17 protein-coding genes and 1 pseudogene are annotated in these 23,430 nt (G+C 56.9%); 3 read left to right on the top strand and 15 right to left on the bottom strand.

The genetic code is table 11. The features are described 5' to 3' along the window. The first annotated feature begins 31 nt into the window (after positions 1–31). Positions 32–1,525 (top strand): MDR family MFS transporter, encoded by a 1,494-nt coding sequence (locus tag KJW29_RS29395; RefSeq protein ID WP_214627298.1) that lies wholly within the window; start codon positions 32–34, stop codon positions 1,523–1,525. A 478-nt stretch (positions 1,526–2,003) separates the two neighbouring features. On the opposite strand, the gene KJW29_RS29390 is transcribed toward KJW29_RS29395, so the two are convergent. The 10 genes from KJW29_RS29390 to KJW29_RS29345 form a co-directional block, all read right to left on the bottom strand. Further along, entirely contained in the window at positions 2,004–2,510 is a 507-nt protein-coding gene (locus KJW29_RS29390; protein ID WP_214627297.1) for a DNA-directed RNA polymerase subunit beta, read from the bottom strand. A 20-nt stretch (positions 2,511–2,530) separates the two neighbouring features. Then, entirely contained in the window at positions 2,531–3,370 is an 840-nt protein-coding gene (locus KJW29_RS29385) for a flagellar hook-basal body protein (RefSeq protein ID WP_087569462.1), read from the bottom strand. A 31-nt stretch (positions 3,371–3,401) separates the two neighbouring features. Continuing rightward, positions 3,402–4,265: a flagellar hook-basal body protein gene (locus KJW29_RS29380; protein ID WP_214627296.1), complete on the bottom strand. Its 864-nt coding sequence runs from the start codon at positions 4,263–4,265 to the stop codon at positions 3,402–3,404. Between the two features lie 244 nt (positions 4,266–4,509). Then, on the bottom strand, positions 4,510–5,499 hold the full coding sequence (mreB, locus tag KJW29_RS29375; protein ID WP_087569464.1) for a rod shape-determining protein MreB: 990 nt from the start codon (positions 5,497–5,499) through the stop codon (positions 4,510–4,512). A 150-nt stretch (positions 5,500–5,649) separates the two neighbouring features. Then, entirely contained in the window at positions 5,650–5,937 is a 288-nt protein-coding gene (spoIIID, locus tag KJW29_RS29370) for a sporulation transcriptional regulator SpoIIID (protein WP_087569465.1), read from the bottom strand. 177 nt (positions 5,938–6,114) lie between these two features. Continuing rightward, a complete protein-coding gene (locus tag KJW29_RS29365; protein ID WP_108994799.1) occupies positions 6,115–6,846 on the bottom strand; it encodes a M23 family metallopeptidase in 732 nt (243 codons plus the stop codon). 169 nt (positions 6,847–7,015) lie between these two features. Then, the gene (gene spoIID / locus KJW29_RS29360) at positions 7,016–8,239 is read right to left on the bottom strand and encodes a stage II sporulation protein D (RefSeq protein WP_214627295.1); all 1,224 of its coding nucleotides are present in this window, start codon (positions 8,237–8,239) and stop codon (positions 7,016–7,018) included. Between the two features lie 483 nt (positions 8,240–8,722). Beyond that, positions 8,723–9,895, bottom strand: a complete 1,173-nt coding sequence (locus KJW29_RS29355; protein ID WP_214627294.1) for an ABC transporter permease — start codon at positions 9,893–9,895, stop codon at positions 8,723–8,725. Beyond that, a complete protein-coding gene (locus KJW29_RS29350; RefSeq protein ID WP_425517471.1) occupies positions 9,837–10,598 on the bottom strand; it encodes an ABC transporter ATP-binding protein in 762 nt (253 codons plus the stop codon). Before KJW29_RS29350 ends, KJW29_RS29355 begins: the two co-directional genes overlap by 59 nt. Further along, complete coding sequence (locus tag KJW29_RS29345; protein ID WP_214627293.1) at positions 10,595–12,322, bottom strand: efflux RND transporter periplasmic adaptor subunit; 1,728 nt, start codon at positions 12,320–12,322, stop codon at positions 10,595–10,597. The genes KJW29_RS29350 and KJW29_RS29345 overlap by 4 nt, the downstream gene beginning before the upstream one ends. A gap of 258 nt (positions 12,323–12,580) precedes the next feature. On the opposite strand from KJW29_RS29345, the gene KJW29_RS29340 reads away from it, so the two are divergent. Together KJW29_RS29340 and KJW29_RS29335 are read left to right on the top strand one after the other, a co-directional pair. Then, positions 12,581–13,258 (top strand): response regulator transcription factor, encoded by a 678-nt coding sequence (locus KJW29_RS29340; RefSeq protein WP_214627292.1) that lies wholly within the window; start codon positions 12,581–12,583, stop codon positions 13,256–13,258. Further along, on the top strand, positions 13,255–14,910 hold the full coding sequence (locus tag KJW29_RS29335) for a sensor histidine kinase (RefSeq protein ID WP_214627291.1): 1,656 nt from the start codon (positions 13,255–13,257) through the stop codon (positions 14,908–14,910). The genes KJW29_RS29340 and KJW29_RS29335 overlap by 4 nt, the downstream gene beginning before the upstream one ends. Before the next feature lie 448 nt (positions 14,911–15,358). Here KJW29_RS29335 and KJW29_RS36970 read toward each other — a convergent pair. The 5 genes and pseudogenes from KJW29_RS36970 to KJW29_RS29315 all read right to left on the bottom strand — a co-directional run. Next, positions 15,359–15,549 (bottom strand): annotated as a pseudogene (locus KJW29_RS36970) (hypothetical protein); the annotation flags it as partial. A 160-nt stretch (positions 15,550–15,709) separates the two neighbouring features. Then, positions 15,710–17,149, bottom strand: a complete 1,440-nt coding sequence (gene murA, locus KJW29_RS29330; protein ID WP_214627290.1) for a UDP-N-acetylglucosamine 1-carboxyvinyltransferase — start codon at positions 17,147–17,149, stop codon at positions 15,710–15,712. 286 nt (positions 17,150–17,435) lie between these two features. After that, complete coding sequence (locus KJW29_RS29325; protein WP_108994785.1) at positions 17,436–17,681, bottom strand: DUF1146 domain-containing protein; 246 nt, start codon at positions 17,679–17,681, stop codon at positions 17,436–17,438. A gap of 52 nt (positions 17,682–17,733) precedes the next feature. Next, positions 17,734–21,093 carry a S8 family peptidase gene (locus KJW29_RS29320; RefSeq protein WP_214627289.1) on the bottom strand — a complete coding sequence of 1,120 codons (3,360 nt, stop codon included), beginning with the start codon at positions 21,091–21,093 and terminating at the stop codon, positions 17,734–17,736. Positions 21,094–21,875: 782 nt separating this feature from the next. Continuing rightward, positions 21,876–23,429, bottom strand: a complete 1,554-nt coding sequence (locus tag KJW29_RS29315; protein ID WP_214627288.1) for an NADH-quinone oxidoreductase subunit N — start codon at positions 23,427–23,429, stop codon at positions 21,876–21,878. Position 23,430: the final 1 nt, after the last annotated feature.

Genomic DNA, 23,430 nt, shown 5'->3' with positions numbered 1-23,430 from the left:
TTATTTTTTATGAATACGGAGGGTACCTTTCATGCAAAGCGCAGCATCCGCGCCAGGACCCGGATCGATCGATCTGGGCAATATCAAACGACTGCCGATACTGATCTCGCTCATCATCGGCGCATTTTTCTCCATCCTTAATGAAACGTTGCTGAACATCGCATTCGTTGATCTTCAGAAGGAATTCAACGTTGCCTACACTACCATCCAATGGTTGTCGACCAGCTACATGCTTGTCGTCGCGGTGCTTATTCCGGCGTCGGCCCTGCTCGTACAGTGGTTTACGACGAGACAAATGTTCCTCGGCGCCATGATTCTATTCTCCGTCGGAACGCTCGTGTGCGCCATTGCGCCGCAGTTCTCCTTCCTGCTCGTAGGACGCATCATCCAGGCATTCGGCACAGGCCTTATGCTGCCGGTAATGATGAATACGATTTTGGTTCTGTACCCGCCCGAGAAGCGCGGAGCCGCCATGGGCAGTATCGGCCTCGTCATCATGTTCGCGCCTGCGATCGGACCAACCCTCTCCGGTCTGATTCTGGAATCCATGAATTGGAGATGGTTGTTCTATCTCGTACTGCCGTTCGCGATCTTTGCAGTCATCTTTGCGTTTATCTTCCTCAAGAACGTTACCGATGTAACCAAACCGCGGGTTGATATCCTCTCCATCCTGTTGTCCACGATCGCGTTCGGCGGCATCGTCTATGGCTTCAGCAGCCTTGGCGAAGTGGAGAACGGCTGGTCGAATCCACGCGTATACGCGTTCGTCGCTGCTGGAACCGTAGCGCTTGCCTTATTTATCTGGCGTCAGCTCACCTCCAAGACGCCGATCCTGGACCTTCGGGCGTTTAAAGCTCCGATGTTCTCCTTTGCCACCGTGCAGGTCATCATCGTTATGATGTCGCTGTTCTCCACACTGATGCTGCTGCCGATTCTGATGCAGCAAGGTATGGGCATGACCGCATTCGCAGCAGGCCTCGTGCTTTTGCCGGGCGGCATTCTGAACGGTTTTCTGTCTCCTGTTACAGGCAAGCTGTTCGATAAGTTCGGCCCGAGAGCGCTGGTTATTCCAGGCTGCGCGATTCTCGTGCTGGTCATGTGGTTATTCACGCGTATCACGCTCGATACCCCAACATCGACGATCGTTCTGCTGCACTGCACAATGAGCATAGCGATGTCCATGATCATGATGCCGGCTCAGACTAATGGTCTGAACCAGTTGACTCGCCAGTATTACCCGCATGGCACGGCTATCATGAACACCCTGCAGCAAGTTGCCGGCGCACTTGGCATCGCGTTCTTCATCAGCGTAATGTCGTCTGGAACCAAGGATTATGCACTTACGGCGGCTGATCCGACCGATCCTGCGCTTGGAGCCCTCGCTTTGAATGCAGGTATCCACGACGCTTTCCGGCTGGGCATGATCTTCGCGATCGTCGCTCTTGTATTGTCTTTCTTCATTAGAAGATCCGTGTCTCCCAAAGAAGAGGGAGCTGCCAAGGCGCGCATGAGCGCAACGCATTAATGAGGCAACGAGGCAGCAGGGCAGCAGGGAGTCTTGCAAGTTTCTTGCTTCCTTGCTCCTCGTTCCTTGAGCTAATTGACATGATAAAGAGCCTCTCCTGATGGAGGGGCTTTTGTTATGGCTCGATTGTGTATGATTTTTCATACTCGCGTGCCCCGAATCCACCATTCCGGCTCCATTATGTATGATTTTTCATACTCGCGTGCCCCGATTCCACCATTCCGGCTCCATTGTGTATGATTTTTCATACTCGCGTGCCCCGATTCCACCATTCCGGCTCCATTGTGTATGATTTTTCATACTCGTGTGCCCCGAATCCACCATTCCGGCTCCATTGTGTATGATTTTTCATACTCGCATGTTGCATGTCGCGAACGGAACGGATTTTTCCAAATAACGTCTCTCCTAAACAACAAAAAAGCCCCCCGTCTCCAGGAGGACTCGCGCGTCAGGCCATGGGCCTGGAGAATATAGCTAATCAAGACTCTGCAAAAACGAGGTCGTACAAGTGCTGCCAAGTCGACCATTTGAACACTTCATCCTTGGGAGCGTCGCCGAGGAACACATATCCGGCATACAGGCCGACGATGAGCATCACAATCATGACGACGGGGACGATACTCTTGCGGAACAGCCAGAAAGACACGACCGCCCATCTCGGGTATTCGCGTTCCTCTTCTGCTTCCTCATCCCACTCCGGTTCGTTCACCGGCTCTTCCGCTTCCGGCTTCGCTGGCTCCGCAGACTCCTTCTTCCTGAAGGTCAGCTTCGCCTTCTTAGCAGGGACTTCCTTCTCTTGATCATTCGCTGTGCTCGAGTTCGAGCTCGAGTTCGACGAAGATCCGCCATGCCGTTCCATACGGGACAATCCGCTGCTCCTCATAGGAGTCCTCAGCTCGGCCGTTGCTCCGCCTGCTCTGACTCCGCCCGGGGCTGGTCTGTCTTCCAATTCGATACGGCTCGAATCTCTTCGTTCGTCAGCCATACGATCACCTTCATTCCATCCTACGCGCGCATCGTGTTCGCAATACCCATCATCGTATCGCTGGACGATAACGCTCTTGCTGCCAATTGATAAGCGCGCTGGACATTGATTAGCTCTGTCATCTCGTCGGTAAGCTGTACATTAGACTGCTCTAAGTAGCCTTGACGCAGAGCGATCCGATTATCCATCGTCGGCACAATCTCCTGCACGACGTCGTCGACATTAATGCCGAACGCAATCGTGAACAAATTGTCCGCCACCGGCGTAAGCGCCGCAGGGCGGGAAGCTTGCAGCAGCTTGATGCTGCCGAGCTCAATCGTATTCTCGGAGGATACGCCGCGAACCGTGCCATCGGCATCCACGCGCAGCGTGTACCCTGCCGGCAGCACAACGTTGCCCTCCACGAATCCGCCATTGCCGTCAGGCACGTTCGCCACAACCGGATAACCGTCTTCCGTTGCCAAAATCGTATCACCGTTTGCCCGCATCGTCAACTGGAACGCTCCGTTGCGCGTGTAAGCGCGCGTCCCCGCTCCATCTACCTGGACCTCGAACAAGGCGTTGCCTTCGATGGCGAGATCCGAAACATTGTCCGTCGACTTAAGCGGACCTTGCGTCAGATTGGGCTGAATCATCGTTACCCGTGCGCCCCAGCCTTGATTGAGATCCAACGGCGTCAGCCGTCCCGGCCGTTCGAATGAACCCGGCTGCGTCTTCATGTTCGTCAGCAGATCCTCGAAGGACGCTTCCTTCTTCTTGTAACCGACCGTGTTGACGTTGGCAATATTATCCGATAACAGATCCAGCTTCTGCTGGAGGGCGTTCATCGACACCATGGCGTTAATCATCGAAGCGTTCATGCCGCGTAATTCCCCCTTGTTCCCTTAGTCATTAAACGCGGCCAATCTCGTTCGCCGCCTTCTGCAAGCTCTGATCGTAGAATTGGATGACCTTCTGGTTCGCTTCGTATGCGCGCAGCGCCGCCATAAGATCCACCGAGGCTTGCGCCGCATCGACGTTGGAGCGCTCTATGAAGCCTTGTCTGACTTCGATACGCTCATCTGCTGCAATCGCCTGCACTTCTCCCTCGCCGTTCTTGAAGCGGAAGTTGCCATTGCCTTCGCGCACGAGATCATTCGGATTTTCGATCCGGGAGATGAGCAGCTGCGCGCCGACATCGTTGCCATCCTCGTCGATAAAGCGTTGATCCGCCGTAAGCACCAGGTTGTCGAGCCCTACGCCTTGCGGCAGAGTAATCGGCTGTCCGTTCGTGCCAAGCACGAATGAACCATCGCCCGTCATCAGGAAGCCGTCACCCGTTAACGTAAACTTGCCGCCGCGCGTGTAACGGATCTCGCCAGACGGATCCTGGACCGTAAAGAATGCCTGAGGCTGAAAGACTACCTCGCCGTCAGCCGATACCCTCTTGCCGGATGCGTCGAAAGTAAGGCCATCCACTTCGATGTCAGAGATCAACGCGAAGTCGGAGGATTGATTCGTCTGCGTCAAGTCGCCTTGCAGATGAATGGACAGGCTCTCCTCGGCGAACACCCCGCTCGTCCATCGGCCGATCTCCGTTCGCTCTGCGCCTTGCACTCCCGTCATGGACAGAAGCATCTCCGGGAATGAACGCGTCACGGCGTTCGTCTGTTTGTATCCCGGTGTATTGATATTGGATATATTATTCGTAACCGTATCATGTCGGCGTTGCTGCGCGATCATGCCGGACGCTGCCGTATAAAGACCTCTTAGCACGGTACTCCTCCTAAGTTCTGCCCTAAGTTCTGCTCAATGTGATGACTCTTCTATATTTATCGGTCCGGAATCAAGACCGCTTAATAGCTGAACATGAGACCAGAGACTTATATTCCGCCTCGGCGCGCCCCCCTAAGGCGCCCTACCTGCGGGAATCCGCCGCTTCCGCCAAGCTTGTCCGCCCTTGCTCCGCCATGCTGCCCCTGTGCCTGGGTCCCCATCCAAAGCTCCTATGCCGCAGGGCTTACTTCTTGAGCCTGTCCAAGTGATCGAGCAGAATGCCCGTCCCTTTAACGACGCAGTGCATAGGGTTCTCCGCTATGAGCACCGGCACCTTAAGCTCGTCCGCCAGCAACGCGTCCATGCCCCCCAGCAGCGCTCCGCCGCCGGTCAGAATCACGCCTCTGTCGATGATATCCGCCGACAGCTCCGGCGGCGTCTGCTCCAGCACGTATTTGGCTGCGGCTACGATCGACATAACAGAATCCCACAACGCCTCTCTCACTTCATGAGAGCGAATCGTTACGGTCAGCGGCAAGCCGGACACCATATCCCGGCCCCGAATATCGATCTCTTCGTTCCGATTCTCCGCATAGACAGTGCCGATCTTGATCTTGATATCCTCGCTGGTCCGTTCCCCGATCAAAAGCTTGTACTTATTTTTGATGTACTTCATGATGGCATCGTCGAACTTGTCGCCCGCCACCTTTATGGAAGATGCCGTTACAATGTCGCCCATAGACAGCACCGCTATATCCGTTGTGCCTCCGCCGATGTCCACAACCATGTTGCCGCTAGGCTGGAAGATGTCCATGCCGGCCCCGATAGCCGCGGCCTTCGGTTCTTCCTCCAGGTAAACTTCCTTCGCGCCGCTTCTCTCCGCCGCTTCCCGTATCGCCTTCTGTTCGACGGACGTAATGTTTGTCGGCGCGCAGATCAGAATGCGGGGACGGCTAAACCACTTGCGGCCATCCACCCGGTCAATAAACGCTTTCAACATAATTTCCGTAATCTCAAAGTCGGCGATGACGCCGTCCCGCAGCGGACGGATCGCCACAATGTTGCCCGGCGTACGTCCAACCATACGGTGCGCGTCCTCGCCGACCGCGAGCACTCGCTTCGAATCGCTTTCGATCGCAACGACCGAAGGCTCGTCAAGCACAATACCTCTACCCTTTACATGAATGGATACATTAGCCGTCCCCAGATCAATCCCGATATCCTTGCTTAGCATAAGGCGTAAGTCCCCCAACTAATAAATTGTACGTAGGCGTTCCATTTGGCCTTCCAACATCCGTGGAAAAACCCCTAACGTACATTATTCGTCAAAAAAGACCAAAATCCTCTCTTCGCCAAGCAATTTTTGATGAATATTCGGGTAATGTCAGACCTTGCCCGCAGCGAGCACTTCGCGCTTCTTGGAGCTGGTTTTCTTGTACTTGATCTTGGTCGCTTCGCCTCCTCTAAGATGCCGGATCGACTTGTGGTACTCGAGAATGTGCTTTACCTGGTCGGCCAGGTCCGGGTTAATCTCCGGCAACCGCTCGGTCAAATCCTTATGCACCGTGCTCTTGGACACGCCGAATTCTTTGGCGATCGTCCGCACCGTATGCTTCGTTTCCACGATGCAGCGGCCTATTTTAATGGTTCGCTCTTTGATGTAATCGTGCACGTTCCCGCCTCCCTACTCGAGATAGTTTGGTACATTATATGAGTGGAGTGGGTATATATTCGTTGTGGCCAAGCGTGACAAGCCCGGAAAGTGAATATTTTTGCAAAAAAAGAAGCAGGCCAGGGAAAAATCCCTTGCCTGCCCGCGGTTTCGGACGACTTTCGTCCTAGTGCGAAATTACTTGACGATATAATCCGCCGGGTTGACCGGCGATCCGTTGAGACGCGTCTCGAAGTGGAGATGCACGTCGAGGTCGCTCTCAAGCTCGCTGCGGCCCGCCTTGGCGATGATCGTGTTTTGCTCAACGTCGTCGCCCTCTGCCACTTGAACGTCCGAGAGGCTCTGATACACCGTCACCAGACCGTTGCCATGGCTGATCTCCACGATAGTGCCGTTCGTCGGATGCTGCTTCACCAAAGTTACTTTGCCGGACAGCGCCGCCAGAACATCGAATGGCGTACCGTTGGGATCAACAAAGTCGATGCCCGTATGAGCCGTAAAGGAGTTGCCGACCTGGATCAGCGCCGCTTCCTTCTCGGCCTCGCTTGCGTCCTCATCATAATACAGCGTTTCCTTCTGCAGCGCATTGTAATCGACTACCGGCCATGCCATCTTCTCGTCGCCCGTGATCACGCCCACGACATCCTCGCCCTTGCCTGTCTCTTCGTTCCCTTGTGCTTCTTCAGCGGCGTTGTCCGGACCCATTGTCGCTTGGTCCGTCTCACCCGACCCCTGATAGATCCACATGAGAGTAACGATAATTGCTGCCGCAGCCATGAAGATCGCTGGAGAAACCCATCGCTTTGCGAATAGCTTCTTCAGTCCGCTGCTAGAGTTTGCGGCAGACGCGCCTCCCAGACTATTTTTGGGAGTTTCTTGCTTGTTTTTGTTTTGGTTTTGTTCATTCATTAGCTATCACCTCACTAGCCATTGTTGCCAGATCTGCTAGGTTTATACGTGAGACATAGCATTTTTTAAGAGTTTATCCTAATCGTACATGCTCAAGAAGTACGGCTTTCGGCGCAATAGAGTATGCATCGAGTATCACATCAAGATCGATAGGAACCTTTGCGGCCTCTTATGGTAGATTCGAGGCTTGTTCGACCTTGGTCCCCGAGTAGTAATGAAGCAGAATATCCACGGCCGTACGGCCTTCCTTGGCCATCCCGTTCGCTCCCCACTGGCTCATGCCGACTCCGTGCCCGAAGCCGTAGGTTGTAAACGTAATGCCCTCCTTGCCAATCTTCCAACTGAATTGCGAGGATGCCAGTCCCAACCGCTCTCTCACTTCTCTCCCGGTAAAGGCCGTCCCGTTGACGGATATAGACTTGATTCGATTGCCCTCCGTTTTATCGACCAGTTTAATAGAGGGCTTGCCCTTCGCCTTCTTTCCTTTCATTCCCATCAGCTTATAGAATCGCGAGAGCTCGAATGTCTCCTCTTGCTCGTATCGGGGCGAGATCGACTTGTCCCATGGGCTGTCGACGCTGCGCAAGTAAGGGAGCGACATCGTCCAATACTCCTCGGAATTTTCCGTGTATCCGTTGCTGGTCGAGAAAAAGGCTGCCTGAATCGGTTCTCCCTCGTAGGTGACAACGAGTCCTTCCGTCTCGCGGACGGCCTGGGCAAGCTTCGCCAGATTCTCCGCCTCCGCATCTCCCTCCCAACGCCTGCCGAGCTCCTTCTTCGACACGTAGACTTGATGCTCCACCGTATCCGAGACATCCGCTCCCCGGCTCGCCAGCTCATTGTCGCCCGACGCCAGTCTGCGAACGATATAGGTTCTTGCCGCGATCGCTTGCGCCTTCAGCGCCTCCAGCTCGAAGTCGATCGGCATCTCCCCCGCCAGCACACCCATTACGTAGGTCTCGATCGGCACCTTCTCTACCGTGCCCGTACCGGTCAGATAGACTCGGACGGTTACTCCCTCAAGCGCGCCCTTAACGGCAGGCTCGACTTGCGTCCCGGACTTGTCCTCCGCGGTTACGTCTCCCGGAGCTTGCTGCAATGTTGCCGGCGGCATCGCATCGCTATCTGCTCCTTTAGGCTCAATACCCGGCGTACCGGCTTCACTATCAGTTGGCTGCTTGTCCCCATCCTCCGACTCGACGACAGGCAAAGCACCAGCGTGAGTGCCCGGCTTGTCAACTGTTTTAGAACCCAACCCGTCTTCCTGTATGCTGCCAGATTCCTCGATCGCTTGTCCTTGATCACCGTCTGTAGCCCGGATCGCAAAGGGAATGGATGCCGGGTACACATCCTTCGCGAGCCCATTGTCCGCTTCCATCAGAAACCATCGCATACCGAAGACGACACCGCCCAGCGCGATTCCTACCCCGAAGACAGACCACCATTGCTTATTGCCCGGAATACGAATTGCCTTCGACCTGCCAAACCATCCTGTTGCTCTTATGCTACCCTACGCTCCTTCCCTGACAGGCTGCGCAGCCCTCTTTCATTCAGCACGGATGAGAGGATTCTCTTAACCTCCTCTTAACCGCCTGTACTACATTCTATGAGCTGGATTGGTAGGGTAGAAGAACAAAATCAGGTTCGGCAGCGGCTGGGGTCAATGAAGTATACTTCTATGCTTCATTTTTTCGTTTCGTTCTCCTGATCGTCTCTTTCTTATTCGATTTCACTGCGTTGTCATCCTTGGGCGTCTAGAGCCAAACCAAACAGGCAACGATCGTCGCCGGAAGGGCGGATCATTACCTGTTTGTTGGAAAAACTAGCTATGAAATTGCGAATTGTGCCTTACCATCCAATCATCGCCGCAGGACCGTTAATCGTGCCTCAGCGCGTCTACCGGCTTCAGGCCGGCGGCTTTGTAAGCCGGGAAGAGACCGAAGACGATGCCGACGCAGGCCGAGAAGAGGAATGCGTACAGCGCCATATCCGAGGAGACGGCCGTCGGCGAATCCATAGCCGTCTCGATGACGAAGGAAGCCGCGTATCCGAGCGCTACGCCCAGCGCGCCGCCGAGCGTGCTGATCGACATTGCCTCGATCAGGAATTGCAGCATCACGTCGCGCCGCTTGGCGCCAAGAGACTTGCGGATGCCGATCTCCCTTGTCCGCTCCGTCACGGAGACGAGCATAATATTCATAATGCCGATGCCTCCGACCACCAGCGAGATGGCCGCAACGCCGACCAGCATGGTGTTCATCGTCTCGTTAACGGCATTGAGCGTGTCCATTGCATCCTGCTGATTGAAGACGCGATAACTGTTCGAATCGCCGCGGAACAACCCCGTCAGCTCGGTCTCCAGCCTCGACGTCACGGCGTCCATGACATCCATCTCCGTTGTCTGAATATACACCGTCCGGACGCCGTCGCTATTGAAGATACGCTGGGCAACCGACAGCGGGATGAGAAGCTTCTCGTCGTTAGAGCCGGCTAGCGAGCTTCCCTTAGGCTCCAGCAAGCCGACGATCGTAAAGCGCATGCCGTTGACAAGTACGACCTTGCCCAGCGGATCATCGCTGCCGAACAACTCGTCTGACGTCGTAACGCCAATCAGCGCGACCCGCGTCTTGTTGCGCTCGTCCATCGCCGTAATATACCGGCCGCTCTGCACGCTGAAGTCCTGCACAAGCTCGTACTCCGTCGTAATGCCGTCGACGGTGACGTTTGTACTCGTCTTGTCGTACTTCACCGACGCCGAAGAGCTCACGACCGGCGATACGCCGGCTATGCCTTCGATATTGGCAAGCTCGAGCGCCTCGTCCTTCGTTAATGTCGTGTCCGTGCCGCGACCGGTAATCGTGACCGAGAGCATGTTGGTTCCGAGAGAGGATACTTGCTCCTCAACCTGACGGGAAGAGCCTTCGCCCATGGCGACTAGCGCGATGACCGTAGCCACCCCGATCAGGATGCCCAGCATGGACAGAACGGTTCTAAGCTTGTTGGACAGGATGCTGGAGAAGGCCATTCGGAAGCCTTGGGACAACTTCATGCTCCACCCTCCTCTCCTGCTCGGTCATACAGCCGTCTCTCATAACGACGATGCGCGAAGCACGGCGGGCTACTTCCTGGTCATGCGTAATGAGCACAATCGTATGGCCCTCCGCATTGAGCTGCTCAATGAGCGCGAGCACCTCTTGACCGGTCTTTGTATCCAGAGCGCCCGTCGGCTCGTCGGCCAGCAGCATCGGCGGATGCCCGGCGAGCGCGCGAGCGATGGCGACCCGTTGCTGCTGACCGCCGGACAGCTCGCTTGGCTTGTGGAACATTCGCTCCGACAAGCCGACCTGCGCGAGCGCGCGGGTGGAGCGCTCGCGCCGCTCTTTCGAAGACATGCCCCGGTAGACGAGCGGCAGCTCCACGTTCTCGATCGCGGACAGCTTCGGAAGCAGGTGGAACGATTGGAAGATAAAGCCGATCTTACGGTTGCGAATATTGGCCAGCTTGTTGTCGCTCAGCCCCTTCACCTCTATGCCGTCCAGCTTGTAGCTTCCTTCGCTCGGCGCGTCCAGGCAACCGATAACGTTCATAAGCGTGGACTTGCCCGAACCCGAGGGCCCCACAATCGCAACAAATTCACCCGGCATAACCTGCAGCGATATTTCGTTTAAGACGCGCACTTTCTCTCTTCCCATTACGTAGCTCTTCGACAGCTCCCGAATGTCGATAAGAGGCTCCATATTCGCCTGCATCATCGGGCACCGCCGCCTTGCGGCATTCCACCGCGCATGCCGCCTGATCCCTGGCCTCCTCCGCCGAAGCCTCCGCCGCCGAAATTGCCAAAGTTGCCGCCCATGCCGCCTGGGAACATCATCTCGGCACCCGCGGACGACGGGGCTGTTCCAACCGTACCCTGCGGCAGCGGGACAAGCACCGTATCGCCCTCGGATAAGCCCGATACGATCTCCACATACGTTTCGTCGCTAAGGCCTACCGTGACTTCTTTCAACTGACCGCCAAGTCCGATTCGCTCCGCCATGGCGCTTATTCGGTCATCGCCTGCCAGGTCGGGGGCCGTCTGTCCCCCGACACCCGGGGCTTGGGCTTCCGGAGCCTGGGCAGGAGCGGACTGTCCGTCTGCGTCGCCTGACGCTGAGGAAGCCAAGGTCGTCTCCTGGGAACGAGCTTGACCGGACGGCATCGGGACTTCCCCTTCCGCGCGTCCTGGACCGGACGATGGCCTTTGTGGAATTTGTCCGTCTGCAGGCATAGCAGGAATAGCAACCATAGCCCCTCCAGCTCCGGCAGCCCGCCTCTCTGGCACTGCTTCGCCGTCAGCGCCGCCTTGCACGGCGGATCTACGGCCGCCGCCCGGACCTACTGCGCCTTCACCCGCTCCTACGCCTGCGGCGCCACTCCAGCTCTCGCCGCCCGGACCTGCCGCGCCTTCACCCGCTCCTGCTCCTGCGGCGCCGCCCGTACGCTCGCCGCCCGGCATTGACGGGGGCTGCCCCGTCTCCGGCGAGGAAGCGTCCGAAGCGCCTTCGGCAGGCACGCGGACATAAGTCCGGCCCATCAGCTCCACGACCGCATCCACAGGGACGACGACTACATTTTCGCGGGAATCGATAATCATATCCGCTTGTCCGGACATGCCGGCAAGAACGCCTTCCACTTCCTTGAGCGCAATGGCAACCTCGTATGCCGCCACGCCGCCCGATACCGAGCCCTCCTTGGCGAGCTCCAGAATCTCGCCTTCGAACGTCTTGTCGGGAAAGGCGGTGAGATGAATTTCCGCTGACTGGCCTACGGTAATCCGAGGCATATCCAGCTCGTCCACCTGAACGTTGAAGGTAAGAGCATTGTAGTCAACGATATCCGCAATGATGGTATTGGCTTGCACTGTATCTCCGACAGCGACCTCGCTGACCGTTACCACTCCGTCAATCGCAGCTGTAACCTCCAGCCGTTCCGCTTGCTGCTCCCTCAGCTCCGCCAGTTCCTTCTCGCCAGCCGCCATCTCCAGCTTCAACACCTCAATATTAAGCTGAATCGATGCCAGTGAGGCTGGATCCGCCTCATCCGCCACAGCCGCTTCCTTATATTGCTTCTCGTACTGCTCCAATTGCAATTGCTGCTTCTTGATGCTAAGCACCTTCTGGTCGATCTGGCCGCTCACATCCTCCTTCTCGAAGACGGCAAGCACCTGCCCGGCAGTCACATGATCTCCCGCCTTAAAGCCAAGCTCCTCGATTGTTCCGTTAAGGCCCGCCTTGACCGATTCCTTCGTCTCGGCCGCCACGGAGCCGGAACCGCTCACTTTGAGGACAATATCCCCTCTCGTCGCTCTTGCTGAGACCGACGTCGCCTCGGCCGCGGCGGCCAACGGGCGCTGGGCATCCCAATAATAGTAGCCGCCGGAGCCTGCTGCCGCTACTACCACCAGCACTACACCGACGCCGATCATCCACTTCCTCATGTCCACTCCACCTTCCGACTATCGATATCAAGAGGGACTATAGCATGGGTTCATGAACGGCATATGAACGTCCTTGTCTACTGCCCGAACGCAGGTCCCGGCGGACGGGGTACCAGAAGTGATACGTTGCATCGCACGCATCCTCATTCGTTCCGGTTCACTATTTTCAGCTTCCTTTCATATTCGGTTCAGCTTGGTCTAAGCTTGTTCATATATGCTTGAGGGTACAGAAATTAGTGTAGATCGGGGGACACCGGCATGCCCAAAATCGTTGTCGTCGACGACGATCCCAACATTCGCGAGCTGATCGGATTATTTCTCAAGAGGGACGGCCATCAGGTCGTGGAGGCCGGGGACGGCATTGAAGCGTTGGAGAAGTTGAAGTCCGTAAAGCCTGACCTCGCCATCATCGACATCATGATGCCCCGGATGGATGGCTGGGCGTTATGCTCCGAATTGAGCGGAATCTACGACATTCCGCTGCTGCTGCTGACGGCCAAAGGGGAGACGATACACAAAGTGAAGGGACTTGAGCTGGGAGCGGATGACTACATGGTCAAGCCATTCGACCCGCCAGAGCTGCAAGCTCGCGTGAAGGCTCTGCTCAGACGGTACCGGATTACCGCTTCCCAGAACATCGAGTTGGGCAGCATCAGCATGAACTATGCCGACTTCCGCATCTGCTGCGGCGAGGAAACCTTGTCGCTGCCGCCTAAGGAATTCGAACTGTTATTCAGGCTGGCCAGCTATCCCGGCAAAACCTTTTCTCGGGAGGATCTCATTACCCAGCTATGGGGAGTCGATTACGAGGGCGATGAGAGAACGGTGGACGTCCATATTAAGCGGCTCCGTACCCGATTCCCCGAAGGGAGCTTCGGCTTCCGCATCGAAACGGTGAGAGGACTCGGCTATCGTCTGGAGTCTGCCGCCGGATGACGCGCAGCCTATACGTCCGCATTGTCGCGACGTTCCTGCTGGTTGTCGTGCTAAGCATCGCGCTGGCGTTCCTGCTGACGAACCAGTTGTTCAAGGGATCCCGCGGCTCGGTTGCCCAGAACTACGACGATGCCTTCGAGCGGATACGGCAGCTCCATCATGTCGTCGAACCATCCTCGCTGTCCGGGTTCCTCGAAGAAATCGCCGATATCGAGGACATGACTATCCTTGCGGTCAGCTCCAAAGGCGAACGCATCTCGGTTGGCGAGTCTGCGGAGGAACTCCAGCGGCGAGTAAACGGATTTCGGCCGCCAGGCGTTTTGCCCTGGTTGGAAAGACGAGGGGTAGAAGCAACAAACGGAGTATCTGCCAACGATTCTATTGAGGTCGAAACGAGAGGCAGCTCAAAGGGAACAATCAATGAGTCGGCCAGCGCCTCGGATTTCGATAACGAGTACTCAGGCATACGCTCGCAACGGGAAACCGCCGCGGAAACTGACAGCAGCCGGCCGGCCGATGCCGCGAATAGCGGTGATGCAGCAGATAAAGCCGTACCTGCCGAGTCATGGACGGGAGAGGGCAGTCCACGCATATGGGGATATCGCTCCGGCTTGCCCCCACGCCAGCCTTCGGTCGGCGAATCCATCGGCCGTCTCGTCACGCTGGACGGCGAGCAGTGGTCGATCTTCCTGCAGCATAATCGATATCCGCGCAACAGCAACTTTATCCTGACGACGGCCACCTTGCTCCTCGCGCTGCTGGCGATCGGTTCCGTGCTTATCTTGTTCGCCGCGCGCTTCCTCGTCCGTCCGATCAAACATATTAACGATGCCGCGCTTCGCATGTCGTCGGGCAACTTCGCCGTTCGGCTGCCGGTCAAGCGCCGTGACGAACTTGGCGAGCTCGCGGGCAGTATGAACACAATGGCGAAGGGCTTGTCGCGGATCGAGTCGATGCGGCAGGATTTCGTCGCCAATGTCTCGCATGAGATTCAATCGCCTTTAACATCCATTCACGGCTTCGCCGAGGCGCTTCGCGCGGATGACGTGACGATCGAAGAGAAGGAGCGGTATGTCGGAATCATTCAGCAGGAGAGCAGCCGGCTGTCCAAGCTAAGCGACAATCTGCTCAAGCTGTCCTCTCTCGACTCCGAACAGCATCCCTTCCATCCCGCGCCTTACCGATTGGACCGCCAGCTGCGGGAAATTATTTTGGCCGGAGAACCGGCCTGGCAGCGCAAGTCGCTGCGCGTCGAGCTCCAAGCCGAACCGCTCGCCTTAACAGCCGATGCCGAGCTAATGAACGGCGTCTGGACCAATCTGCTGGCGAACAGCATCAAGTTTACGCCAAGCGGCGGAGCTATCGTTATAGCCGCGGCCGAAGAGGACGGCGTCATCCTCGTGTCCGTTCGCGACACGGGTCCCGGTATTCCCCTTGAGGAACGAGAGCGGGTATTCGAGCGGTTCTACAAGGCCGATCCGTCCCGCAATAGAAGCGTCGGCGGCAGCGGCCTCGGCCTGTCCATCGCACGCAAGATCGTCGAACTGCACGGCGGCACGATCGGGATCGTCACGGAGCACGGCGGGCCTGAAGGGGAGCCGTCCTCCTCGCAGGGAGCTTGCTTTGTCGTGAGGCTGCCCGTACAGAGATGAAGCGGGCGCGAGCCACCTTTATAGCGCCTCTCCTCTGAGACCTCTCGGTTCCGGTAGCCTCGCGTGCGCCTGAAAGTAAAGACGGGTTGTTCTTGCAGCCTGCCTAATGGCTACGGGAACAACCCATGCCGGCATGCGGCGGATTGCCTGAAATTCCGACTTACGCATCGTGTATGTTTTTCATACACAAGCCCGCTCTCCAACTTTTCCGGCGCATTGTGTATGATTTTTCATACTCATACGCCCGCTCACCGTCCTTTCCGGCGCATTGTGTATGATTTTTCATACTCATACGCCCGCTCGCCAACGTTTCCGGCGCATTGTGTATGATTTTTCATACTCATACGCTCACTCACCAACGTTTCAGGCGCATTGTGTATGATATTTCATACTCACACGCCCGCTCACCAACTTTTCAGACGTATTGTGTATGATTTTTCGTTACTACTTAGGTACCTGGCAAAATCGGAGCTCCGTGAAAAGCTTGGGATAGCGAAGAAAGAACGGGAAGGCGTTGCTTGATCAAAGTGGAGACCACGCCCCGCAGACGGCAAGGACCTTCGCCCCCTGCTCCGTGCGAACATTCTGCTTGACCTTGACCATACGCAAATCGCGTTCGGCCTGGTTGTTGTCAAACGGATGCAAGTAGGAAGAGTTTTTTGAGTGGGAGTCCCGTAGCAAATGAGCCGAACAACAATTTGTCCGCAAAACAAACAGGAGACTCCTTTGACCAGCCCGGAGCCTATTCGCTCCAGGGCTGTACAGTCGTCTCCCGTTATAAGAATGATGCGCGCAAATGTTACGCCCAGGTCGGCTGCACCTTCAACACAACCGCTTCCTTGTCGCGCTTGAACGCGACGACCGGTTCACTGGATGCGGCAACCGCTGCGGCTTTCGCTGCTGCGACTTGCGGATTCGGCTGTGCGGACTCGGCATGCTGCTGGATCTGTACCGATGTGCTTGCCAGCACTGGCTCATCGTCCAGCGCGACACGGCGAATGTCTGCGCCGAGCGCAGCCAGCTTGCCCGTAATGTCAACATAACCACGATCCACGTGATGCAATCCGGTTACTTCCGTCTCTCCGTCGGCGCGAAGCGCCGCGCAGATCAGCGCAGCTCCCGCGCGAAGATCCGTGGCCGTCACCTTTGCTCCAGAGAGCGGCACGCCTCCGGTTACGATGGCCGAGCGGCCGTCCACCTTAATGTTTGCATTCATCTTTTGGAACTCTTCGACATGCATGAACCGATTCTCGAAAACCGTCTCCGTGACGACGCTCGTGCCTTCGGACACAAGCAGCAGAGCCATCATCTGGGACTGCATATCTGTCGGGAAGCCCGGATGCGGCAGCGTCTTGACGTCGACGCCCTTAAGCGACTGAGGTCCTTTTACATGAATGCCGTTGTCGCTCTCCACAATCTCGACGCCCATCTCTTGCAGCTTCGAGATGACCGGCATCAAGTGATCGGCGATGGCGCCTTCGACGAACACGTCGCCGCCCGTAATGGCGGACGCGATCATGTAGGTGCCCGCTTCGACGCGATCCGGAATCACATTATGTCTTGCACCAGACAGGCGCTCAACACCCTCGATTCGGATCATGCCGGTGCCTGCGCCGCGCACTTTGCCGCCCATGGCGTTAATATAATTGGCGAGGTCCACGATTTCCGGTTCCTTCGCCGCGTTTTCGATCGTAGTCGTGCCGTTCGCCAGCGCGGCGGCCATCATAATGTTTTCGGTGGCGCCTACGCTTGCAACGTCCAGATAAATCTTGGCGCCCTTTAGGCGATCCTTAACGCTTGCCTCGATAAAGCCGTGGCCTAGCGTAATCTCGGCGCCCATCGCCTCGAATCCCTTTAAGTGCTGATCGATCGGACGAGTGCCGATGGCACAGCCGCCGGGAAGCGAGATGCGTACCTTGCCGATGCGGGCCAATAGCGGACCCATAACCAGGAAGGAAGCTCGCATTTTTCGGATGAGCTCGTAAGGAGCTTCGCAAGAATGAATAATCGGTGCGGAGATCCGCATCGTCTCGTTATTATAAGTAAGCTGAGCGCCCAATGAAGCAAGCACGCTCTGGATCGTCATAACGTCGTCGAGGAGGGGCACGTCACAGATGACGCTGTCTCCTTCCGTCGCTAATAATGAGGCAGCAAGAATGGGGAGCACTGCATTTTTGGCGCCGCTGACGCGGACCGTTCCCGATAAGCGCTGGCCTCCGCGGACGATAATTTTGGTCATCTTGTGTCCCTCCGCGAATTGCAATTTCTGTTTCAAATAGCCTTTGAACCTGTCGTTTTTTGGCAGTCCTCGAGCATTCACTAAACTTCATCATAACATCTGGCAACAATAATCGACAAGAACATTTTTTTCCCAAATTATTCTGGAAAGATTCATTTGCCCCGCCGCTCCGCGATTTACATCCTGGGCTGCAATTGCCAATTCGGGAGCGCCTAGAATGGTTATCGACAATTGCCGTCAAGATGTGAAGCTATGTATTACCCATTGTTGACATGTTTCGCGCATGTTATTCGACAAAACCTCGAAGCATGACGCTGTAACCCCAATACTGCAATATAAAGCCGGCAAACAGATGGCCGATCCCGACCGCAAGCACCACCTGCAGCATTCTGGCCTTGGGCCGGCGGGGGTATTGGAAGAAGGTCTCCCACTTTACCTCCTGCAGCAGCATCCAGACGAAGAAAATACTGAGCAGTTCCACTACGATCGAAAATAACCCCGTCATTCCCGTTGTGTTCCATATCTCGGACATCTTGGCCAACCGTCCTCCTCATCCGTCATATCCCCTAAGGGCAGACACGGCATTATACATATCGGTACAGCAACGTCGCGAATGCGGCGCGGCTTGCCGTGTCATTCGGCTTGAACAGATTCGCTTCCACGCCGCTAAGCTTGCCGTCCTGCTTCATGGCGCTCAGCATGGGAGTGTACCAATCGTACAACGCGACATCGTTGAACGGTCTCGTCGTCTGTATTCTCGGTTTTAAACCCTCGGCGTTGCCGATTATGATAGCCATCTCCGCTCGCGTAATCGGCTCATCCGGCTTGAAGGTCCCGTCCGGATATCCTTTCACCCAGCCTTTGGCGACGGCCTTTGCAATGGAATCTTGGGCCCAGTGCGATCCAACATCCTTGAACATTCCCGTAGACGGCGCCGCAACAATCGGCTTATAGGCTTTGATGATCATCGTCACGGCTTCCGCCCGGGTTACGGAACGGTCCGGCTCGAAGCGGTATGGCGCTGAGCCGTTTACGATGCCTTTGCCCTTTAAGCTGACGATGGCATCCTTCGCCCAGTGGCCGGATATATCCCGGAAGCCTGCGACAAGCTCATCTATGCTTAGCTTTAAACGGTAATAATTGTTCTGAAACACGCGGTCCGCCGTAATTTTGACGTAATAGACCCCTGCCTCCAGAACCTGGTCCTTCGTTTTCAAGCTGCCAGCCGCATCAGTCGTCCCCGATCCTGACAGCTTCATGCGCTTGTCGAAGATCTCCAGCTTCAGCGTGGCGCCTTGCGGCACGCCTGTCACGGTCAGTCCTGCCGCGCTGTCGCTGCCCAGCCGGAATTGGAACCAGTCCGTATCGCCGGACTTATCAATTACTCCTACGTATTCGGTGCCCGACTTCATTAACAAAGCCTCGTATGACTTGTCGTTCGGCTCGCCCGGGTCAACCAGCGCCGGCTGGAAATCCATGGTCAACGAATATGTACCTGCGACTGGACTTGCATCCAGAGAGATCGCATTGTGAACACGAATATAATATTTGCCCGCGGTGACGGATATGACTGGCGTTTGTTCGGAAGCGCCTTCTCCGTGGTCGTCGTAGATGATTAACGTCTGGCCCTCCCGCTGCACGGAGATGCCGGGATCGATCCTTGCGGTATTCGTGCTCAGGGACAGCTTGAGCTGGCCGTTCTGCTTGAAATCGACAACGTACCAATCCCTGTCCGCCTGCTTGTGAAAATTGCCGCTCACCGTCTGCGAACGCGGCTGCAGCGCGTAGGCGTCCCCTATACGGTCATTGGGTTCGTAAGCATCCTCGCGAATGGCGAAAGAGGTCGTTAAAGCATACGACAGCGCCTGAGTCTGGGCAGGATTGCTGAATTGCACCTTGATTCGTCCCGACCCTTTATTTACGGCGAATTCAATCGACTTGCCGGCAAGCTTTGTATCTTCCTCGCGCACGAGCTTGCCGCCCTCGTAATAACCGAAGCGGACCGTAGGCGTCGGGCTGCCAGCCGCAACTCGGCCCTCGTACCCGATCGTCAGCTTACCGTCATAAGGAATATCGACCATGTACCAATCCTCGTCCTTGGCAGACGACAGCTCGGCGTTCAGATTCGCTCGCAGGGGCAACGTCGATGCCGTCCCGCTGGAATTGTTCGGCTCGTGCGCATCCTTGGACAACGTGCCAAGAACGGCGCGATCCGCTTGCAGCAGACCGTAGCCCGACGTCGAATCGAAGCCCGCCGCCCCCATGTCTCTTGCCGTCTGACGAAGCAGTTCTCTTACTTGATACGGTTTAAAAGAAGGGTTTCGCTCCATGACGAGCGCAGCAACGGCCGCCGCCTGCGGGGCCGCCATCGACGTGCCCTCTTCCTTCTTGTACCCGCCTCCGACGGCCGTCGTGTACACATGCCACGGCGCCATAATATCCAGCTCGTAGCCGGGATTGGAGCGCGTGTCGGCCGTGCGGTCGGCGCGCGCTCCGCCTACGGCAAGCACGGTCGGATAAGCAGCGGGGTATTTCACCGCAGCCTTGGAGCCGAGGGATACACCGTCGTTGCCCGCGGCAGCGACCAGCAGCACCCCTTGTTTTTCGGCTTGATTGACGATGTCCTGCATATATGGCGACTCGCGGTGCAGGCCAACGGACAGCACTACGATCTTGGCGCCGTTCTTCATGGCATACAAGATAGCCTCGCCCAGATCTTCCTCCGTGCCGTCGCCCCATTGGTCAAGCGCCTTAATTGGCATAAGCTTGGCATTCCACATCACGCCTGCCACGCCAACTCCATTATTGCCCGCTGCGGCAAGCACGCCCGCCACGCTGGTGCCATGACCGTTGTCATCCTCCGGCGGCTTGCCCCGCTCTACGAGATTGACGCCGTTCACCAGATTATCCTTCAGATCGGGATGGTCAAGATCCACGCCGGTATCGACCAGCGCGATCGTAATGCCGGTATTGCCGTTAACCGTCTTCCACGCCTCGGCGGCGCCAATCAGAGCGAGATGCGTCTGCTTCGCCAGCTCCGGATCGTTCGCCTTCACGGCTTGCTGCTTCGCAGCGGCCAGTCCCGCCTCCGGCGCCCCCGCCGGAGAGTCCGCGGCTGGAGACTGGCTCGGCGCATCGGATGGCAAAGCCGTTGGATCCTCCTGCTCGTTCTGGGCAGCCGATGGCGATGTTGCGGGATCAGTCTGCATGTTGTCAGGGTCGGCAGATGGATTCGATGGCGACGTTGCGCGATTGACCGGCTCGCTCTTGGCATCCAACGATCCGGACTTGCTTGACGGAGCAATCTGTACGTCGTCAAGGCCGGCAGATGGATTCGATGGCGAGGCTTTGGACACTGCTGCCAGTCCGTACTTCGAATCAAGAGTACTTGCGTCGCCAAATCTGGCTGACGCAGCCTTGCCCTCTGTGCCGGCCGCATTGGCGGCCCCGCTGTCTGCCCCGGCGCCGGAGAGCACGTGCACCACGCCATTAGGGTGCACGTAAGCGACCCCTGGCTCGCCGCGCAGACGGCGCAGCCAGGTCTCTACGTCCTCGCCGCTGTCGCCGGCGGGACGCACCACTTCCACCGCCGCGTCCGGCTGGCGGCGGAGCACCTCTGTCCCGCGCAGCTCATGCGCCTGCGCGGGGTCGGTCCAGCGGAGCAGCCAGCTCTGCGGCTGCTCCGTAGAGGCTGCGCCTGCCGCATGCGCGGCGGCAGGCGCTTCGCTGCCGGGAGCGAGCGACAGGGCGGGGACTGGGCCGGCGACGGCCAGCCCCCCGAGAGCGACGCTCCCGAGCAGCAGGGCGAGCAGCGCGCGGCGCAAGCCGCCTCGCGCTGCGAGAGCAAGACGATGAGCGCCTCCCGGTGGGGTGAGGCGCTCGAGGCGCGGCTGCGCGTCCGAAAGCGATTGTCTATGCGTGAACCAATTGCGTATTGTAATCATTAATATTCTGCCTTTTTACGTATTTTAGTAGTCATTCGACTCCTCCATACGTAACCCCTTCTTTTAGTAGCACCAAAAAAGGAAACAGCCGAAAAGACCTACATTGCCAACCTGCTGAATCACTCTCCTCCTTTATACCTTCGTACAAGCCTCAAGGTTTCGGTCCGTCGCCACTTATTTTTTTAACTCCGTCGACCGACCTGCATTGCCCCATTTCTCTCGCCCCATGAAAAGGTGAATTCCCGTTGGAATCCCTGCCCACACACAGCAGAAAAATCACATTTAGCCACTCTCTTACGCCTCATTCTCACGAGCCCCATCCGCCAATAGTTACTCTCACACTCAGACTGCAACTCACACAAACTCGGTTTAATGCCCCAACTGTGATCCATCGAAATGGGTGGCGGAGGCGCGGCTAGGTCGGCCTCATCGACTTAGACCTCGAAAAACTCCCTCTCGCACCCTGCAATCCGAAAAAATCGGCTTACAGCTCCTTCAAACTCCCACTCGTGCCTGCAATCCGCAAATTCCGGGGCTACAACGAACATTCCTCGCCAACAACAAAGCCCCCGCTTCGCAGAGTCATTATGACATGCATAACGACTCCGCCACGAGGGCCTCCCCACCATATTCCCGTTCTATTCCTGTTCTCTTCCGTTTCTCTTCCAGCTTCCGTTTTCCCGTGCTCTTCCTTCTTCCTGTTCTCTTCCGTTTCGTTTTCCTGAGCTCTTCCTTCTTCCTACACTTTCCTCGTCCTCTCCCCAACCTGCTCAACTCTAGCACTATTCTACGTTCATCAAATCTCCCTGGAACGAAAACACGGCGTCGATCCCCTCCACCAGCAATCCCGGATAAACGCCGAGGATCAGCGTGCCGGCCGCGCAGAACCAGATTACGATGCCGATTGCCGGCGGAATCGTGATCCGCTCTTCGGAACCGCCCCGCATAAACATCTGGCGAATAAAACCAAAGTAGAAGTAATACGAGATTACGCTGCTTAGCACCATCGCCGCCACGATCCAGTAGGCTTTGGCGTTCGCCGCCCCCAACAGGATGAACAGCTTGCCGAAGAAACCTCCCGAGATCGGCAGTCCCGCCAGCGACAGCAGAAAGATAACCATGGCAGCCGCCGTCCACGGAGCCCGATAATACATGCCCGCGAATCCCTTCAGCTCGTCATGGCCGACCGCGCGTCTCACAACCGTCAATACGGCGAAGGCGCCGATCGTCATCAGCAGATAAGCCGCGAGATAGAAGATAAGCTCCGTCACGTTGTTGCTATGTACCATCGTAATGGACAGCCCGATCGGGACGAGCAAGTAACCCGCGTTGGCAACGCCGGACAACGCCAGCAGCCGCTTCACGTTCAATTGCCGCAGCGCGGCGAGCGTACCTACGAGCATTGCGATGGCTGCAACCAACAGCACCGCGAAGAACATATCGTCGCCGACTCCCTTGCCCGACGAGTCGATCGCTGCGAACAATCCCGTCGAGTACAAAATGCGCAACACGACGGCAAGCGTCGCTCCCTTGGATACCACCGCGAGAAACGCGGCAACCGGCGTCGGAGCCCCCTGATAGACGTCCAGCGACCAGGCATGGAACGGCGCGGCGGCGACCTTTACGCCGAAGCCCGCCAGCATCATGCCGAAGCCGACGTAGACGAACGCCTCGTAATTTTCCACCGCCATAGGCAGGGCCTGGCCAATTTCGCCGAGCTGCACCGAGCCGGTGACCCCGTACAAATACGACATGCCGAACAAAATGAACGCCGACGAAATGCTCCCCGTCACGACGTACTTAAACGCCGCTTCCGCGGATCGATCATTCCTGCGACGCATGGCGACCAATACGTAGCTGGTCATGCTCATCAGTTCCAGGCCGATGTACAGCGTCACCAGATTGGCGGAAGAAGCCATCGCCATGGCGCCGATCGCGGCCGGCAGCAGGAGGTAATAATATTCGCCTTTATCCGTAATGGAGTCGTCGCGCGAAGCCGTCCCTAGTCCCAGCAAGACGACGAGCGCCGTGCCGAGCAGGAAGATCAGCTTCATCAAACTCCCGAAGTCGTCGATCCGATAGCTGTCCCCGAGGAGCGAGAGCACCTCCGCATCTCCTGCTCCATCGTTCATTTCGTTCATGCGTAGCCACACAAGCAGAGCAGCGCCCAGCAAACTTGCCAGCGTCAAACCGCCAATCCAGGAGCGGCTTATCCTTCTAGGGAGAAATAAGTCCAGCACGACCAATGCGATAAAACAGACGCCCAGCAGCAATTCAGGAGACATGAGCAGCATGTCGGGCCAAGTAAGAGGCAAAAATCCCGTATTGTCCGGCATG

The sequence above is a fragment of the Paenibacillus agaridevorans genome (assembly GCF_018604145.1).
Taxonomy (GTDB): Bacteria; Bacillota; Bacilli; order Paenibacillales; family Paenibacillaceae; genus Pristimantibacillus; species Pristimantibacillus agaridevorans.
This window is presented reverse-complemented; position numbering and strand designations above follow the sequence as displayed.

What these genes read in the sequence shown, in the direction of transcription:
- KJW29_RS29390 (WP_214627297.1), bottom strand. Translation starts at nt 2,510, where the DNA reads ATGGCTGACGAACGAAGAGATTCGAGCCGTATCGAATTGGAAGACAGA.
- KJW29_RS29325 (WP_108994785.1), bottom strand. Translation starts at nt 17,681, where the DNA reads ATGTCCGAGATATGGAACACAACGGGAATGACGGGGTTATTTTCGATC.
- KJW29_RS29350 (WP_425517471.1), bottom strand. Translation starts at nt 10,598, where the DNA reads ATGATGCAGGCGAATATGGAGCCTCTTATCGACATTCGGGAGCTGTCG.
- KJW29_RS29385 (WP_087569462.1), bottom strand. Translation starts at nt 3,370, where the DNA reads ATGAACGCTTCGATGATTAACGCCATGGTGTCGATGAACGCCCTCCAG.
- KJW29_RS29335 (WP_214627291.1), top strand. Translation starts at nt 13,255, where the DNA reads ATGACGCGCAGCCTATACGTCCGCATTGTCGCGACGTTCCTGCTGGTT.
- KJW29_RS29340 (WP_214627292.1), top strand. Translation starts at nt 12,581, where the DNA reads ATGCCCAAAATCGTTGTCGTCGACGACGATCCCAACATTCGCGAGCTG.
- murA (WP_214627290.1), bottom strand. Translation starts at nt 17,149, where the DNA reads ATGACCAAAATTATCGTCCGCGGAGGCCAGCGCTTATCGGGAACGGTC.
- KJW29_RS29395 (WP_214627298.1), top strand. Translation starts at nt 32, where the DNA reads ATGCAAAGCGCAGCATCCGCGCCAGGACCCGGATCGATCGATCTGGGC.
- KJW29_RS29315 (WP_214627288.1), bottom strand. Translation starts at nt 23,429, where the DNA reads ATGCCGGACAATACGGGATTTTTGCCTCTTACTTGGCCCGACATGCTG.
- KJW29_RS29355 (WP_214627294.1), bottom strand. Translation starts at nt 9,895, where the DNA reads ATGAAGTTGTCCCAAGGCTTCCGAATGGCCTTCTCCAGCATCCTGTCC.
- mreB (WP_087569464.1), bottom strand. Translation starts at nt 5,499, where the DNA reads ATGCTAAGCAAGGATATCGGGATTGATCTGGGGACGGCTAATGTATCC.
- spoIID (WP_214627295.1), bottom strand. Translation starts at nt 8,239, where the DNA reads ATGCGATGGTTTCTGATGGAAGCGGACAATGGGCTCGCGAAGGATGTG.
- KJW29_RS29320 (WP_214627289.1), bottom strand. Translation starts at nt 21,093, where the DNA reads ATGATTACAATACGCAATTGGTTCACGCATAGACAATCGCTTTCGGAC.
- KJW29_RS29365 (WP_108994799.1), bottom strand. Translation starts at nt 6,846, where the DNA reads ATGAATGAACAAAACCAAAACAAAAACAAGCAAGAAACTCCCAAAAAT.
- KJW29_RS29345 (WP_214627293.1), bottom strand. Translation starts at nt 12,322, where the DNA reads ATGAGGAAGTGGATGATCGGCGTCGGTGTAGTGCTGGTGGTAGTAGCG.